This window comes from uncultured Shimia sp., assembly GCF_947498095.1.
In the GTDB taxonomy this organism is placed as follows: Bacteria; Pseudomonadota; Alphaproteobacteria; order Rhodobacterales; family Rhodobacteraceae; genus Shimia.
On record NZ_CANMJE010000002.1, the window covers coordinates 71,615 to 87,216 of the forward strand.

General features: G+C 57.9%; 14 protein-coding genes. 13 read left to right on the forward strand and 1 reads right to left on the reverse strand.

Translation table 11 applies throughout. From position 1 onward, the window contains the following. Positions 1-13: 13 nt before the first annotated feature. The gene (locus Q0932_RS03555; RefSeq protein WP_299349784.1) at positions 14-2,482 is read right to left on the reverse strand and encodes an FAD-dependent oxidoreductase; all 2,469 of its coding nucleotides are present in this window, start codon (positions 2,480-2,482) and stop codon (positions 14-16) included. Positions 2,483-2,553: 71 nt separating this feature from the next. Here Q0932_RS03555 and Q0932_RS03560 point away from each other — a divergent pair, with 71 nt between their 5' ends. From Q0932_RS03560 to mraY, 13 genes are all read left to right on the forward strand, one after another. Further along, entirely contained in the window at positions 2,554-3,441 is an 888-nt protein-coding gene (locus tag Q0932_RS03560) for a MurR/RpiR family transcriptional regulator (RefSeq protein WP_299349786.1), read from the forward strand. Beyond that, positions 3,438-4,529, forward strand: a complete 1,092-nt coding sequence (locus Q0932_RS03565) for an aromatic ring-hydroxylating dioxygenase subunit alpha (RefSeq protein WP_299349788.1) — start codon at positions 3,438-3,440, stop codon at positions 4,527-4,529. The genes Q0932_RS03560 and Q0932_RS03565 overlap by 4 nt, the downstream gene beginning before the upstream one ends. 109 nt (positions 4,530-4,638) lie before the next feature. Next, entirely contained in the window at positions 4,639-5,463 is an 825-nt protein-coding gene (locus Q0932_RS03570) for a hypothetical protein (RefSeq protein ID WP_299349790.1), read from the forward strand. Then, positions 5,456-6,196: a sulfotransferase family protein gene (locus Q0932_RS03575; RefSeq protein WP_299349792.1), complete on the forward strand. Its 741-nt coding sequence runs from the start codon at positions 5,456-5,458 to the stop codon at positions 6,194-6,196. Before Q0932_RS03570 ends, Q0932_RS03575 begins: the two co-directional genes overlap by 8 nt. 13 nt (positions 6,197-6,209) lie before the next feature. Continuing rightward, on the forward strand, positions 6,210-6,896 hold the full coding sequence (locus tag Q0932_RS03580) for a hypothetical protein (RefSeq protein ID WP_299349794.1): 687 nt from the start codon (positions 6,210-6,212) through the stop codon (positions 6,894-6,896). Positions 6,897-6,905: 9 nt separating this feature from the next. Continuing rightward, a complete protein-coding gene (locus Q0932_RS03585) occupies positions 6,906-7,295 on the forward strand; it encodes a carboxymuconolactone decarboxylase family protein (RefSeq protein ID WP_299349796.1) in 390 nt (129 codons plus the stop codon). A gap of 659 nt (positions 7,296-7,954) precedes the next feature. After that, positions 7,955-8,446 (forward strand): division/cell wall cluster transcriptional repressor MraZ, encoded by a 492-nt coding sequence (gene mraZ, locus Q0932_RS03590; RefSeq protein ID WP_299349798.1) that lies wholly within the window; start codon positions 7,955-7,957, stop codon positions 8,444-8,446. 1 nt (position 8,447) lies between these two features. Then, the gene (gene rsmH / locus Q0932_RS03595) at positions 8,448-9,422 is read left to right on the forward strand and encodes a 16S rRNA (cytosine(1402)-N(4))-methyltransferase RsmH (RefSeq protein WP_299349800.1); all 975 of its coding nucleotides are present in this window, start codon (positions 8,448-8,450) and stop codon (positions 9,420-9,422) included. Continuing rightward, the gene (locus tag Q0932_RS03600) at positions 9,422-9,775 is read left to right on the forward strand and encodes a cell division protein FtsL (RefSeq protein WP_299349802.1); all 354 of its coding nucleotides are present in this window, start codon (positions 9,422-9,424) and stop codon (positions 9,773-9,775) included. Before rsmH ends, Q0932_RS03600 begins: the two co-directional genes overlap by 1 nt. After that, on the forward strand, positions 9,772-11,556 hold the full coding sequence (locus Q0932_RS03605) for a penicillin-binding protein 2 (protein ID WP_299349804.1): 1,785 nt from the start codon (positions 9,772-9,774) through the stop codon (positions 11,554-11,556). Before Q0932_RS03600 ends, Q0932_RS03605 begins: the two co-directional genes overlap by 4 nt. Before the next feature lie 33 nt (positions 11,557-11,589). Beyond that, positions 11,590-13,071 carry a UDP-N-acetylmuramoyl-L-alanyl-D-glutamate--2,6-diaminopimelate ligase gene (locus Q0932_RS03610; protein WP_299349806.1) on the forward strand — a complete coding sequence of 494 codons (1,482 nt, stop codon included), beginning with the start codon at positions 11,590-11,592 and terminating at the stop codon, positions 13,069-13,071. Next, positions 13,068-14,510 carry a UDP-N-acetylmuramoyl-tripeptide--D-alanyl-D-alanine ligase gene (gene murF / locus Q0932_RS03615; protein ID WP_299349808.1) on the forward strand — a complete coding sequence of 481 codons (1,443 nt, stop codon included), beginning with the start codon at positions 13,068-13,070 and terminating at the stop codon, positions 14,508-14,510. The genes Q0932_RS03610 and murF overlap by 4 nt, the downstream gene beginning before the upstream one ends. Next, on the forward strand, positions 14,510-15,592 hold the full coding sequence (gene mraY, locus Q0932_RS03620; RefSeq protein ID WP_299349810.1) for a phospho-N-acetylmuramoyl-pentapeptide-transferase: 1,083 nt from the start codon (positions 14,510-14,512) through the stop codon (positions 15,590-15,592). Before murF ends, mraY begins: the two co-directional genes overlap by 1 nt. Positions 15,593-15,602: the final 10 nt, after the last annotated feature.

A 15,602-nucleotide genomic window follows, 5' to 3' on the forward strand; every position in this document is an offset into this window, starting at 1 on the left:
TACGATCAGCTGGTTACTCTGCGGCCTCCATCACCGTGTCTGCCCTTGGGCGTTCGGATTTGGGGTCATACTTGGCTTCTCCTAGAATGCGGCCCGCACGGGGTTCTCCGGCAACGATCACCGTGACCTCGGTGCCGGGGGAAGCGGCATGGGGTTTGAGGTATGCAAAGGCGAGAATCTTGCCGACAGAATGTCCATAGGCGACCGAGGCCGTGGAGCCGACGACCTTGCCGTCCAGCATGACGGCTTCGCCACCGTGACCGTCCTCAACCCCATCGGGGTCGATTTCCAGATAAGCACAGATCCAGGGTTGCTGCGGGCTTGCAGCGCTTGCGCGGGTGGCCTCAACCCCGAGGTAGTCTTTGTCGAGTTTGACAAAGCGCATGACATTGGCTTCGGGCAGGGTAACTTCATTGGTAAGCTCGCTCGCACCGGGGAAGGCCTTTTCCATGCGCAGGCTATTCATCGCGAAAGAGCCGTAGTTCTCGATGCCATGCGCTTCGCCAGCTGCCCAGAGCGCTTTGTAGACATCGACACAGGCCGCATCCGGCATATGAAGTTCCCAGCCCAGCTCGCCCGCATAAGACATGCGGAAGGCCCAGATCTTTTGACCTGCCACGGTGATTTCCTGCGCCGACAGCCAGCGGAAGCCAGCGTTTGAGAGGTCCGCATCGGTGCACTGCGCCAGTACATCGCGCGCGCGGGGGCCATTCAGCGACAGCGCCGACCAGTCCTCGGAGAGCGTGGTGATGGTGGCATCTGCGCCATTGAGGTTGTGGGTCAGGTGATCCACCAGACGCTGTTCAAAGAAGGCCGCACAAACGAGGTAGTATTTGTCCGCAGCCATACGCACGATTGTGGTTTCCAACTCGACCCGACCCCGACGGTTCAGCATGTGGGTGAGGGTGATCGAACCATCCTTTTGCGGCATCTTGTTGGCGGTCAGGCGATCCAGCAGCGCGTAGGCGTCCGGCCCCGACACCTGCACCTTGGTAAAGGCGGTCACGTCCATGATGCCCACCCGCTCGCGCACAGCACGGCACTCGGCGGCGACCATGTCAAAGACCTCGTTGCGTTTGAACGAATAGTGGTCCTGTTGCGCCACCCCGTCACGGGCAAACCAGCGCGGGCGTTCGTGGCCAAAGACCTCCTCATAGACCGCGCCCTTTTGCTTCAGCATTTCATAAAGTGGCGAGGGCTTGATTGGTCGCCCCTCCAGCCTGTTGAAATGTGGAAAGGGGATCTCGTGGCGCAGCTTGTAATCCTCATGCGCCTTGATGACCTGCCAGTCCTTCTTGGCATAAGACCCGAACCGGCGCGGATCATAGTCGCGCATGTTGAAGTCGGCCGCACCGTGGACCATCCATTTTGCCAGCTCGCGGGTCAGCCCTGGCCCCCAACCAATACCAATCTGCGTGCCGCAGCAGCACCAGTAGTTCTGCACACCGGGCGCCGGGCCGACCATCGGGTTGCCATCGGGCGGGTGCGAGATTGCGCCATGCACCTCGCGGGTGATCCCTAGATCAGCAAAAATCGGCATCCGCTCCAGCGAGTTTTCCAGCCACGGCATCACCCGGTCATAATCCGCCTCGAACAGCCAGTTCTCATAGTCCCACGGGCATTCGTCATGCCAGACCGAATTCGAGCTCTCTTTCTCGTAGATCCCGATCAGACCCTTTTTCTGTTCCATGCGGATATAGCCCGAGACCTGTTTGTCATCGCGGATTACCGGCAGCTCGCAGTCAAGGTTCTGAAACTCCGGCACCTCTTCGGTGACAAAGTAATGGTGCGTCATCGAGGTCATCGGCAGTTGCAGGCCCGACCATTCGCCCATTTGCCGGGCATAAGTACCACCCGCGTTGACCACATGTTCGCAAGTGATCGTGCCTTTCTCGGTCTCCACGACCCATTCGCCCGAGGCAGATTGCGTGATGTTGGTGGCGCGACAATGACGGAAGATCTTCACGCCTTTTTGACGTGCACCTGTGGCCATTGCCATAGTCACGTTGGATGGATCCACATGGCCATCATCCGGCGTGTATAGCGCGCCCAAAACGCCCTCAAGATTATAGAAGGGGTGCTTTTCGGCAATGAAGTCCGGCCCCACCAACTCAATGTTGAATCCTAGCGCACGACCGACTGACAGCGTGTGGCGCAGCCAGTCCATCTCATCCGTCGTATAGGCCAGCCGGAACGATCCGCAGCCATGCCATGTCACCGCCTGGCCGGTCTCGGCTTCAAGCGCGCCGGAATAGAGACCGATGTTGTAATCCACCATCTTGCCCAAGCCGTAAGAGCTGGTCGAATGCGTGATCTGCCCGGCTGCGTGCCATGTTGAGCCGCTGGTTAGCTCGGCCTTTTCCAAGAGCACTGTGTCCTCGCCCCAGCCTTCGTGGGCCAGATGATAGGCAAGGCCGCAGCCCATCACACCGCCGCCAACAATGACAACGCGCGCGGTTGCGGGCAGGTCTTTTTTCGACATCTCAAAGTTCCTGTTAATCGAGTCGCATTTCTTCTCGACAGGCTAAGCAATCATTTGTACCATCGTCAATCATGAATGACACAAATGTATCAAATGCCGTCCTGACCCGTCTCTCAAACGAGTACGAAGACCTCACCCCCGAGGCGCAAAAGGCTGCACGCTATGTGCTTGAAAATCCACGCGATGTGGGGGTCAGTACCGTGCGTGAAATTGCCGAGGCCGCACAGGTCAAACCCAACACCGTGGTGCGTATGGCGCGTCAGGTTGGGTTCGAAGGCTACGACGATTTCCGTGAACCTTTCCGCGAGGCGATTCGCCGGGGGCAGGCGTCGTTTCCTGATCGTGCACGCTGGTTGCAGGACATTCGCGCTCAGGGTGAACTGGGTGGCCTCTACGCCGATATGGTCACCAGTGCCTTGCGAAACATCGAAGAAACCTTTGCCGGGATCGCCGAAGAAGACCTACGCATTGCCGCCGAAGCCATTTGGGGTTCGCGGCGGGTGTTCACGCTCGGGGTGGGGGTCAACAACTCCAATGCCCGCAATTTCACCTATCTCGCTTCGACCGGCATGGTGCAGTTCCACGCCATTCCACGCCCCGGCTCAACGCCGATTGATGACATCGCCTGGGCGGATGAGCGGGACGTCCTGATTGCCATTACCTGCGCGCCCTACCGACAAGAGGTGGTCTCAGCAGTACAGGTCGCCAAAGAACAGGGGATGCGGGTGGTCGGCATCTCGGACTCACTGGCGTCGCCCATCATCCGGGCAGCGGATTTCGGATTTGTGGTGACAGCGGACACGCCACAATTCTTTCCCTCATCCGTCTCGACCATCGCGCTTTTGGAAACGCTTCTCAGCTTCGTTATTGCGTCGGCCAGCCCTGAGATCGTCACCCGTGTCGAAAAATTCCACCAACGCCGCCATCAGCTCGGCATTTACCATGAGGATCCGTCATGAATGCACCGTTGACCCATTCACTGGACGCCCGTTATTACACTGACCCTGCGATCTATGAGAACGAAATGCAGGGCCTTCTTTCGCGCACGTGGCAGTTCGCGCTGCACCTGTCGCAGATCCCGAATGCCGGGGATTATCAGGCGTTTACCATTGCCGATCAAAGCCTGTTCGCCATCCGGGGCCGGGATGAGGTTGTGCGGGTCTTCTATAATGTCTGCCAGCACCGGGCGCATGAAATGGTGACCGGCTCGGGCAACACCCGCGTCGTGGTCTGCCCCTATCACGCATGGACCTATGAGCTGACGGGGGACTTGCGCGCCGGGCCGAATATCAAATCGGTTCCGGGCTTTGACAAATCCGAGATCTGCCTGACCGAGGTCCGTTCTGAGGATTTCCACGGTTTCCTCTTTGTGAATCTCGACGACGACGCCGCGCCAATGGACGACTGGTATCCCGGCGTGCGCGAGGAAATCGCCGAATACGTGCCGCATATCCGTGATCTGGCACCGCTGGAATGGGTCGAATGTCCTGAAAAATGCAACTGGAAAGTCTCGGTCGAAAACTATTCCGAATGCTACCACTGTCCGATGAATCACGCGACCTTTGCCGAGGGAGTCATCAAACCGGAAACCTATGACATTCAGCCTGATGCAGGTGGTGGCTATGTGCTGCGCCATATTACCGAATGCCAACCACCGGAAAAGATGACCTATCCGATTGACCTCAGCGTGCCGCATGCGGGCGACTATCAAAGCTGGTTCCTGTGGCCGATGTTTTCATTCCAGTGCTATCCGGGCAACGTCCTGAACACCTATCACTGGCGCGCTGACACGCATGATACCTGCACGGTCTGGCGCGGCTGGTACACGGTGGGCGGCATTGATGACCCGGTGATCCGGGACCTCGCCGTGCAGGACCGCGAAACCACCGTCGAGGAAGACATCCGTCTGGTCGAAAGCGTGCAGCGCGGTCTCAGGTCAAAGGGCTACAAGCCCGGTCCGCTGGTGGTTGATCCCAACTGCGGCGTCAGCTCCGAACACTCGATTTTGCGCTTGCAACAATGGATGCGCGAAGCAGTGGATTCATAAAGAAACCCTTAAGAAAGCAGGGGTCTCCATGTTGTACAACTTGGAGAACCCTCCGAAAAAATGTAGTACAACTTGGTCATTTTGGCCTCTAGGGACAGGAAACGCGCAAATGTTAATGCCTTCTGAATGGCGCCCTGAGCACAAGCTGTTCCCGCATCAGGTTGGCTTTACTTGTCCGCCATTTGACTATGACGCCGCCCCCTCTGACTTCTTACGCATGGCGCCCGAGAGCGTGGGTGTGCACGGCTGGATGCTGCATGCGCCGGACTACAAACATGGGCTTGATCAACGAAAACAAAACTTTGGTATGTTGGATGACTTTGTGCACTGCATGTCCCGCAACGGCGTCGATGTGGCGGGACAGGTGGGGTCAAACTGGGTGCATGCCAGTGGACTTGGCGTCGAGGGTATCCGTGACCATTGCGAAAAACTCTCCGAAAAACATGGGATTAGATTTCACATGGCCGGCTATGCCATGGTCGAAGCCCTACGGGAAATGAACGTCGAAAAGGTTGCCCTGAACGCGGCTTACCACTGGCCCGCATGGTGGCAGGGCACGGTCGGTTTCCTGAAAGAGGCCGGGTTTGACGTGCTCTGGGCAGGCAACTTTCATGATCAGGGGTGGTTTACAGATCAGGATGAAGTGAATTCTTACCGTTGGGTGTTCGACGGCGATTTGGCAATGAAATCATTCACTTACGTCGCCGAACAGGCCCCGGATGCCGACGCCTATCTGATAAACGGCATGTGCAATTTCCGCTCGGGTCCCCATGGTCAACCCCAACGCCCCGTGCACTTGACCCGCCAACTCGAAGCCGCGCTGAGCAAACCTGTTATTGGCCACGACACCGCGCTTTACTGGCGTATTTTCAAGAGCCTAGGTCTTGGCCCCGTAACCCCGCAAGGTCAGCTGCTGGAGAGCCTCAATGCATAAAATCGTCGCCCTCTGGGCTGTCCCCCGCTCGACCTCCACCGCCTTTGAATGGATGATGCGTCAGCGCGGTGACATGGACTGCCTGCACGAACCCTTTGGAGAGGCATGGTATCAGGGTGAGGATCCCATGTGGCATCGTTTCGCGCCGGGAGAGGTCACAACCCCTAGCCTGACGTTGGACTCAGTTTGGCAGGACATCCAGCACCGCGCCACAAACGGGCCTGTCTTCGTCAAGGATTTTCCTCATTATATCAATCACATGTGGACGCCCAACTTTCTGTCGAATTTCACGCATGCCTTCCTGATCCGCGATCCCGCACTGACCATCACGTCGATGTTTGCCAAGTGGCCGGACTTTCACGAAGGCGAAGTTGGCTTCCCCGAACAACGCGCATTGTTCGACCTTTTGTGGGCCTTGAACGGCACCCCGCCTCCGGTCATCGACAGTGGCGATCTGCTGGAGAACCCCCATGACATGACACAGGCGTTTTGCAAAGCAGTGGGAATCCCCTTTATCCCACAGGCGCTTAGCTGGGAACCGGGCGGAGACCCCTCAGCCCACAGCTGGTGGGACGGTGGATCTTTCCATGGGAACCTTGCGCAGTCTACTGGCCTCAAACCGCAAAAGCGCAAATACGTGAACCTTGATGAAACGCCTGATCGCGTTCGGCAGGTACACCGCCGCATGAAACCGCACTATGATCACCTCTACGAGCACCGCATCGTGTTGTAACAAGGGGGTCCTGATGGCGGACACATACGAACTGCACTACTGGCCCATCCCGTTCCGCGGCCATTTTATCCGCTACGTTCTGGCCTACGTTGGCGCGACATGGACAGAGCCGAATTTCCCGGAGATGGCGGCGTTCAAGGATCGCCCTGTTGCCGAGAAACCCTATCCATTTATCGCGCCACCTGTCCTGCACGATCAGGAAAAGGATATTTGGGTCAGTCAGTTGCCGGCGATCATGATGTATCTTGGCCGCAAACATGATCTCCTGTCAGACCCCGATCAAACCCTGCGCCTGATCTGTGACGGTTCAGACATCCTGTTCGAGATCACCCGTGGTCACGGGGCGCAAATGTGGGATCGTGAAGCCTGGGAGGCGTTTTTGCCACGGCTTGAGACATGGATGCAGTTGCACGAACGCTTGGCGGTCGAATTTGGCACGACGGCCGGGCAGGGGTACATGTTCGGCGCAGATCGTCCCATGCTTGCCGATCTGTCGCTCGCAGCCCTCTGGCACACCATGATTGACCGTCTGCCGACCCTGCGCGACCTCCTGCACGTTCAGGCGCCAACTGTCGAAGGCCTCGTGGATCGTATCGCCTTAGTCCCCGAGGTCGCGGCCTTACGTGCGCAATGGGCGGATAGTGACCCACGCTATTGCGCTGGCCAGATTGAACGCTCTCTTTTTGAAATACTGGAATAAGGAAATCCTATGAGCCTGTTTGACGAAGACCTGTTTCTACAGGGGCTTGAGCAACGTAAATCCACCCTCGGCGCGGAATACGTGGAAAAGAACCTTGCTGCCGCAGATGATTTTACCCGCCCGTTTCAAGAGGCGATGACTGCTTGGTGCTGGGGGTTTGGCTGGGGGGATGACGTCATCGATGCCAAAACGCGATCGATGATGAACCTCTCCATGATTGGCGCCCTCGGCAAAATGCATGAATGGGAAATCCATTGTAACGGTGCACTGAACAACGGCGTTACCAAAGAAGAGATACGCGCCATCATTCATGTGGTCGGGATCTACTGTGGTGTGCCGCAGTCTCTGGAATGCTTCCGCGTGGCGCGAAAGGTGCTGGATGAGCGCGGCATGCTCTAGGTCCACCACGACAATCTCAAGAATTTGGGCGCGGGCGACTGCGCCCTTTCTTTTGCCTGAAAGAACTGTGTGGGAATTTATGGTCCTGAAATGGGAGTTGGTTCCTCAATAGGCGAATCAAAAGCGTTTTCTTGCAGGTGTTATTGGTTGAGAGCCCGCCCGGGTATGAGAGTTTTCCAGAAATTTGTAAAAATGATGGGAAATTACGGGCACATAAGTAAGTGCCTCAAATACCCTCTATTTGGTTGGGTTGTTTCGTGGAGCCACAATATCTAGTAGTCAGATTTGTGATTTTAACCCCAATACCTTGTTTTTCAGGGGGTCAGAGAACAAGATATTGTGTGATTTCCCAAAAAAAGTTGTTGTTTCCCATCTATTCCCATGCAATACCTAATTCACACGATGAGGACGGGAATAAAGAGGGGCGACAAAGACCCCGAAAAACTCCCAAGTCAGGTTTCATACAGGCACCCGCTTTCATCGAACCAAGAGATCCGGCGCGCGGGCGAGCAGACATCCCCCCAGGTGGCGCGCGCAGCTGGACACCCCGCTAAGACGGGACGAGGGCGGCGGTTGATCAGTGGCAGCAGATCAACCGCCGTTTCCCGTCTAGGGGGTCTGAAACAACAAGCACGGGGACAGGAAGGGACCGGCTCGCAGTGGCACGCAGGTTCAGAGGCGAAAGCGACCACAAGGTCGATGCGAAGGGCAGGGTGTCTATCCCCGCCTCGTTTCGGCGTGTGATCGAGGCATGTGACCCGGACTGGACCGATGGTCTCGCGCCGCGCCTAATCCTTGTCTATGGCGGCGCCACCCGTGACTATCTCGAAGGCTTCACCGTTGAGGCGATGGATGAGGTCGACGACAAGATTTCCAAATTTCCCCGCGGCTCGGCCAAGCGTAAAGCGATGGAACGGCTCTATTCTGCGCAATCTGTTGAGATTGTAGTGGATGAGACCGGACGCATTGTTCTTCCGGCCAAGCTGCGCGAAAAGATCGGCCTTGATGGCATGGCCCGCTTTGTGTCTTCGGGCGATACGTTCGAGATTTGGCAGCCCGATGCCTATGACGCCTCGATTGAGGCTCTGGACGAAGAGGGGTTTGACCCAGAGCTTGACCCATCGGCCTATCTGGATGGGGATCAGGGCTGATATGGCCCAGGACAAAGCACATATCCCGGTGCTTATCGACGCAATCCTGAAACACTGTGCGCCCATCGATGGTGTTTGGCTGGACGGCACGTTTGGTGCAGGCGGCTACACACGCGCCTTGCTGGATGCAGGCGCGGACAAGGTGATCGGCGTTGACCGGGATCCTTTGGCGTTTGAGATGGCAGCAAGCTGGGTCGAAGGCTATGGCCGCCGCATCGAGATGGTGCAGGGTGTCTTTTCACGGATGGATGAATACGCCAGTGACCTCGATGGTGTCGTGCTGGATCTCGGCGTGAGTTCCATGCAATTGGACCTGGCAGAGCGTGGGTTTTCGTTTCTGCGCGATGGTCCCTTGGACATGCGCATGTCTCAGGACGGCCTGAGCGCCGAAGACATTGTCAATCAGGCCACCGCCGAAGAGCTGGCGGACATTCTGTTCCACTATGGTGAAGAGCGTGCAAGTCGCCGCATCGCACGAGCGATTGTACGAGAACGCGAGATCGACCGCATCACATCAACCTTGCGCCTTGCCGAGATCGTTGAGGGATGCCTGCCGCGTTCCAAGCCCGGACAATCGCACCCGGCGACCCGCAGCTTTCAGGGGCTGCGGATCGCGGTGAACGATGAATATGGCGAGTTGTTTCGTGGGATGATGGCTGCCGAGCGGGCATTGAAGCCCGGAGGCTTGCTGGCTGTTGTGACCTTCCATTCGATCGAAGACCGCATGGTCAAACGCTTTATGCAGGCCCGCGCGGGACGCACGGGCAACGTCAACCGCTATGCGCCGGAAACCGAGCGCGAGGCACCGGCGTTTGAGCTGATTACACGCAAGGCTGTTGGCCCGGAAGATGATGAGCTGGAGATCAATCCACGGTCACGCTCCGCTAAATTGCGCGTCGCGCGTCGCACTGATGCAGAACCGGGCCGCGTCGATGAAAAACAGATTGGAATGCCAACACTTGGAGGGCGCCGCTGATGCGGAGCATGATCTTCTTTTTGACCACTTTGGCTGTGATTGGGTTGGCTGTTTGGGCTTACCGCGAAAACTATCGCACGCAGGATGTCATCGCCCAAACCGAACGGTTGCAACGTGAGATTGGCGAAGCGCGGTCAAGGTTGGCCGTGTTGCGCGCGGAATGGGCCTATTTGAACCGTCCGGACCGTCTGCGAGATCTGGCAGAACTGAACTTTGACCGGTTGCAACTTTTGCAATTGCGCCCTGACCAGTTCGGCAAGATTGATCAGGTCAGCTATCCGCCCGCGGAAAAGATCGACTTTACCGGTGTTGTGGACGTGTCCTCGCAAACCGACGCGGAGGATTGGCCATGATCCGAACACCTCTTCGTCCATTGGCCCGAATTCTTTGGGCGCGTGATACCGGTGAGAACCCGGACGCAATTGAGCGTGAAAACATCCGTCTGCGTCATGAAGAAATGCGTGACAAGGCCCGCAACCGTGCCGAGGGGCGTTTGCTGGTTCTGTCTATCGCGTTTTTGGCTGGGTTTTTGACCGTTGGTGCGCGTATGGGCGCGCTTGCGTTCTCCGAAGCTCAAGAGCCCCGTGCCAGTGCTGCTGGGTCGCAGATCGCTGCGCAACGCGCCGATATCGTTGACCGCAAGGGCCGCATCCTCGCCACCAATCTTGAAACGCATTCGCTTTACGCGCAGCCGCACCAGATGATCGACAAGGAAAGAGTGGCCCAAGAACTGGTGTCGATCTTTCCCGACCTGAAAGAAGAACGCCTGATAAAGGATTTTACTGGGAAGCGTAAGTTCCTGTGGATCAAGAAGAAAATCAGCCCTGAGCAGAAACAGGCCGTGCATGACATCGGTGATCCGGGGTTGTTGTTTGGTCCGCGTGAAATGCGGCTTTATCCCAATGGCAAACTTGCGGCACATGTGCTGGGTGGCGCCAGCTTTGGCAAAGAGGACGTGCGCGCGGCTGAGTTGATTGGTGTGGCCGGCGTTGAGAAGTATTTTGATGAGGCGCTGCGCGATCCTGCCAACGGTGGCAGGGCATTGACGCTGTCCCTGGACCTCACGGTTCAGGCCGCGTCAGAGCGTGTGCTGTACGGCGGCATGAAACTGTTGAATGCCAAAGGGGCCACGTCGGTTCTGATGGACGTCCACACGGGTGAGATTATCTCGCTGGTCAGCCTGCCGGACTTTGACCCCAATGCGCGCCCGCGCCCACCGACCGAAGGCAACCCCAGTGATAGCCCGTTGTTCAACCGCGCTGTTCAGGGACTTTATGAGCTTGGGTCGACGTTCAAGATTTTTACCGCCGCGCAAGCGATGGATATTGGCATTGCCAACCCCTCAACAATGGTGAAAACCGCAGGGCCGCTGAAATGGGGCAAGTTCAAAATCCGCGATTTCCGCAACTACGGCTCTGAGTTGTCGCTGACCAAGGTCATTGTAAAGTCGTCCAATATTGGCACGGCACGCATGGCACAGGTCATTGGTGGAGAGCGCCAACAGGATTTCCTGCGCGACCTGGGTTTCTTTGATCCCACGCCTTTGGAAGTGGTTGAGGCCAAGGGCGCACAACCCTTGCTTCCTAAGAAGTGGTCAGAATTGTCTGCAATGACAATCTCTTATGGCCACGGGTTGTCTTCCAGCCCGTTGCATTTGGCCGCCGGATACGCGGCGATTGCCAATGGTGGCAAACGTGTGGTTCCAACCATCCTGCGCCGTGACGCGCCTCAGGATGGCGCGCGCATCATGTCCGAGGCCTCGGCTCAGGCGGCGCGTGTCATGTTGCGAAAGGTTGTGACCGAAGGCACAGCATCCTTTGGTGAGGTTCCGGGCTACGCAGTGGGTGGCAAGACCGGCACCGCGGATAAACCCAAAGAACGCGGGGGCGGGTACTACGAAGACAAGGTAATCGCCACTTTTGCCTCAATGTTTCCGGCGCATGATCCCAAGTACGTGCTGATCGTGACATTGGATGAGCCCGTTGAGACGTCTGGCCCGGAACCACGCCGCACCGCTGGTTGGACCGCCGTTCCCGTTGCCGCCGAAATGATCGGCCGTATCGCACCGCTTTTGGGAATGCGTCCCGAAGTTGAACCCGGGCAACTGGCTGGTATAACCCTGACATCAAACTAACGCCGAAGAACGGCACGCACAGGGGCAGGGCTGATGGCAGAGACGGCAAAACCTTTATCCGATCTGGGGCTGACTGCCAGCGCCGCACGCAATCCGACAATCACCGGCTTGGCCGTGGACAGCCGCGAGGTGAAAGACGGGTTTCTCTTTGCAGCTCTTCCTGGGACCCGTGTTCATGGCGGAGAGTTCATTCAATATGCTCTGCGCATGGGCGCAACTGCGATCCTGACCGATGCCGAAGGCGCACGACTCGCAGCGACTGAACTTTCTGCGTCGGATGCAGCGCTTGTTGTGGCCGAGGATCCACGTCAGGCACTGGCCTATACCGCTGCCTTGTGGTTCGCAGAACAGCCCGGCGTGATGGCCGCCGTCACCGGCACCAACGGCAAAACCTCGGTTGCGACGTTCCTGCGCATGATCTGGCAAGAATTGGGCCTTGAGGCCGTCAATCTTGGCACTACCGGGGTTGAAGGCGACTTTCAGGCGCCGCTCAATCATACCACGCCCGAGCCCGTCACCTTGCACCGTACATTAGCTGCGGTTTGTGAGGCAGGGGTCGAGTTTGCGGCAATGGAGGCCAGCTCGCACGGGCTGGAACAACGTCGTTTGGACGGGGTGCAATTGCGGGCGGGCGGGTTCACCAATTTCACACAAGACCACCTGGATTACCACGACAGCTTTGACGATTACTTTGCCGCCAAGGCCGGGCTTTTTGCCCGTGTGTTGCCCGAAGACGGCATGGCGGTGATCAACATCGATGACGCACGCGGCGTGGACATGGCCGCCATCGCCAGCGCCCGTGGGCAAGAAGTAATGACCGTTGGCCGCGATGGCGCCGATCTGGTGTTAGACGCCCAACGCTTTGACGCCACAGGCCAGGACATTCGCTTTACGTTCCGGGGCAGATCCTACATGGTTCGGTTGAACCTGATTGGCGGGTTTCAGGCGGAAAATGTGTTGCTAGCCAGCGGCTTAGCGATAGCTTGCGGAGCTGAGCCTGAACGCGTTTTTGAGGTTCTGGGCGAGCTTAAAACCGTACGTGGACGCATGCAGCTGGCGGCGACGCGCGAGAATGGTGCGGCGGTCTTTGTTGACTACGCTCACACACCCGACGCCGTCAAAACCGCGCTTCAGGCCATGCGCCCCCACGTCATGGGCCGCCTTGTCGCCATTGTCGGCGCGGGCGGGGACCGGGATGCCGGAAAGCGTCCCCTGATGGGGCAAGCTGCGACCGAAAACGCCGACGTGGTGTTCGTCACCGACGATAATCCGCGTAGTGAAGACCCGGCCAGCATCCGTGCGATGGTGATGGAGGGCGCGCCTGACGCGACCGAAGTGGGTGATCGTGCCGAGGCCATCCTGCGCGCCGTGGACGCTTTGCAACCGGGTGACGCCCTGTTGATCGCGGGCAAGGGCCATGAAAGCGGGCAGATCATCGGTGACGACGTCTTGCCCTTTGACGATGCTGAACAGGCAAGCGTGGCTGTGGCCGCATTGGATGGAGGGTTCGCATGAGCCTCTGGAGCGCAACCGAGGCCGCCGCCGCGACTGGAGGTCAGGCAGTCGAAAATTGGAGCGTTGAAGGCGTGTCGATTGACACGCGTACGATTGAACCCGGCGATCTGTTTGTCGCGCTGAAAGCCGCGAGAGATGGGCATGACTTTGTGGCTCAGGCTTTGGCCAAGGGCGCAGGGGCGGCGCTCGTCTCTCACATTCCCGAGGGTGTTTCTCAAAATGCGCCTTTGCTGATTGTAGATGACGTCTTGGAAGGCCTTGAGAAGTTGGGTCAAGCCGGACGTGAAAGGACAAAGGCGCGCGTGGTCGCAGTAACCGGATCGGTGGGCAAAACATCCACCAAGGAAATGCTGCGCGCAATCTTGTCGGGACAGGGCCAAACCCACGCCAGTGTCGCCAGCTACAACAATCATTGGGGAGTTCCGCTGACGCTGGCGCGCATGCCTGCCGACACCGAGTTTGCCGTGATTGAAATTGGCATGAACCACCCCGGTGAGATTTCACCGCTGGCGAAAATGGCACGACCACATGTGGCGCTGATCACGACGGTGGCCGCCGTACACCTTGAGGCCTTTGCGAACGTGGACGGGATTGCCATCGAAAAGGCCGCACTCATGGATGGGGTGGAGCCGGGCGGCCTCGCTGTATTGCCTGCCGATATTGCGACCGCATCAATCCTGATGGAAAAAGCGCAAAGTCTTGGTGTCGCCGTTGAAACGTTCGGGGAAACTGCCCCGGACTGGGTTCTTGAACAGGTCACGCTGAGCGGAGACAAGACGATTGCGCAGGCAAGGGCGCATGGCGATGTCCTGATTTACAAGATCAACTCTGCGGGCCGCCATTTTGCAATGAATGGCCTTGGAGCACTGGCGGCAGCGCAAGGCTTGGGTGCGGATCTCGCGATTGCGACGGCAGATCTCGGCCGTTGGGTGCCGTTCACGGGGCGAGGCGCGCGCGAAACGATTTGGCTCGATCCGGTCGAAACCGATCAGACGCTGGACCTGATTGACGATGCCTATAACGCCAATCCGACCTCACTGGGGGCCGCAATGGACGTTCTGGCGGCAGCTGAAACTAAGAACGGATTGGGGCGCATTGGCCGGGGGCGGCGCATCGCCTTTGTCGGGGACATGAAAGAACTTGGCCCTCTGGAGACCCAGATGCATGCCGAGATGGCGCGCCATCCAGCAATGGACGAGATCGACATCGTGCATTGCGTTGGCCCGTTGATGCAGCACTTACACGACGCGCTGCCATTGGATAAACGCGGATCATGGACAAACACCAGCGACGAGATGGCCCAAAACATTCGGAACCTCGTGGATGCCGGCGATTGTGTGCTGGCCAAGGGCTCTTTGTCGATGGGATTGGCCAAGGTGGTTGACGCGATCCGCAAACTGGGCCATCCCGCCCCGCAATCAAGTGATGAGGACGCATAATGCTCTATTGGCTGACGGCTCTGTCGGATGGCGGCGATTTTTTTAATCTGTTCCGCTACATTACCTTTCGCGCCGGTGGGGCGTTTCTGACGGCACTGCTGTTTGGGTTCATGTTCGGGCGGCCGCTGATCAACGTATTGCGCCGTAAACAGGGCAAGGGTCAGCCGATCCGCGAAGACGGGCCTGAGGGGCATTTCGTCAAAGCCGGAACCCCGACGATGGGCGGCTTGCTGATTGTGGGTGCCTTGCTCACGTCAACGCTGCTCTGGGCGCGGCTGGATAATGGCTTTGTGTGGCTGGTTCTTTTTGTGACGCTGGCCTACGGGCTAATCGGATTTGCCGATGACTATGCCAAAGTGTCCAAGCAGAATACGGCGGGTGTTTCAGGTAAGGTGCGGTTGTTGCTGGGCTTTATCATCGCGGCACTTGCCGCGTGGTGGGCCTCGTATCTGCAGCCCGAAGAGATGCAAATGCGACTGGCCTTGCCTTTCTTCAAAGACGTGCTGATCAACCTCGGTTTTTTCTTCGTTCCCTTTGCAATGATTGTCATTGTTGGCGCGGCCAATGCGGTGAACCTGACCGACGGTCTTGACGGATTGGCCATCATGCCGGTGATGATCGCAGCGGGCACTTTGGGCATCATCGCCTATGCGGTGGGGCGGGTCGATTTCACGGAATACCTTGATCTGCACTACGTGCCGGGAACTGGCGAAATCCTTATCTTCACAGCGGGAATCGCAGGCGGAGGCCTAGGGTTCCTGTGGTACAACGCCCCCCCAGCAGCTGTGTTCATGGGAGATACCGGCTCGCTGGCACTCGGGGGGGCCTTGGGTGCGATCGCCGTGGCCACGAAACACGAACTGGTTCTGGGAATCGTTGGAGGATTGTTCGTCCTCGAAGCGCTTTCGGTGATCATTCAGGTGCTCTATTTCAAACGCACGGGCAAACGAGTATTCCTCATGGCCCCGATCCATCACCACTATGAGAAAAAAGGTTGGTCCGAGCCTCAGATTGTGATCCGGTTCTGGATCATTTCCCTGATCCTCGCCATGATCGGCCTCGCCACACTGAAGGTGCGCTAAGAGCAATTTG

Coding starts and splice junctions, on each gene's coding strand:
- Q0932_RS03555 (WP_299349784.1), bottom strand. CDS start 2,482: ATGTCGAAAAAAGACCTGCCCGCAACCGCGCGCGTTGTCATTGTTGGC.
- Q0932_RS03560 (WP_299349786.1), top strand. CDS start 2,554: ATGAATGACACAAATGTATCAAATGCCGTCCTGACCCGTCTCTCAAAC.
- Q0932_RS03565 (WP_299349788.1), top strand. CDS start 3,438: ATGAATGCACCGTTGACCCATTCACTGGACGCCCGTTATTACACTGAC.
- Q0932_RS03570 (WP_299349790.1), top strand. CDS start 4,639: ATGTTAATGCCTTCTGAATGGCGCCCTGAGCACAAGCTGTTCCCGCAT.
- Q0932_RS03575 (WP_299349792.1), top strand. CDS start 5,456: ATGCATAAAATCGTCGCCCTCTGGGCTGTCCCCCGCTCGACCTCCACC.
- Q0932_RS03580 (WP_299349794.1), top strand. CDS start 6,210: ATGGCGGACACATACGAACTGCACTACTGGCCCATCCCGTTCCGCGGC.
- Q0932_RS03585 (WP_299349796.1), top strand. CDS start 6,906: ATGAGCCTGTTTGACGAAGACCTGTTTCTACAGGGGCTTGAGCAACGT.
- rsmH (WP_299349800.1), top strand. CDS start 8,448: ATGGCCCAGGACAAAGCACATATCCCGGTGCTTATCGACGCAATCCTG.
- Q0932_RS03600 (WP_299349802.1), top strand. CDS start 9,422: ATGCGGAGCATGATCTTCTTTTTGACCACTTTGGCTGTGATTGGGTTG.
- Q0932_RS03605 (WP_299349804.1), top strand. CDS start 9,772: ATGATCCGAACACCTCTTCGTCCATTGGCCCGAATTCTTTGGGCGCGT.
- Q0932_RS03610 (WP_299349806.1), top strand. CDS start 11,590: ATGGCAGAGACGGCAAAACCTTTATCCGATCTGGGGCTGACTGCCAGC.
- murF (WP_299349808.1), top strand. CDS start 13,068: ATGAGCCTCTGGAGCGCAACCGAGGCCGCCGCCGCGACTGGAGGTCAG.
- mraY (WP_299349810.1), top strand. CDS start 14,510: ATGCTCTATTGGCTGACGGCTCTGTCGGATGGCGGCGATTTTTTTAAT.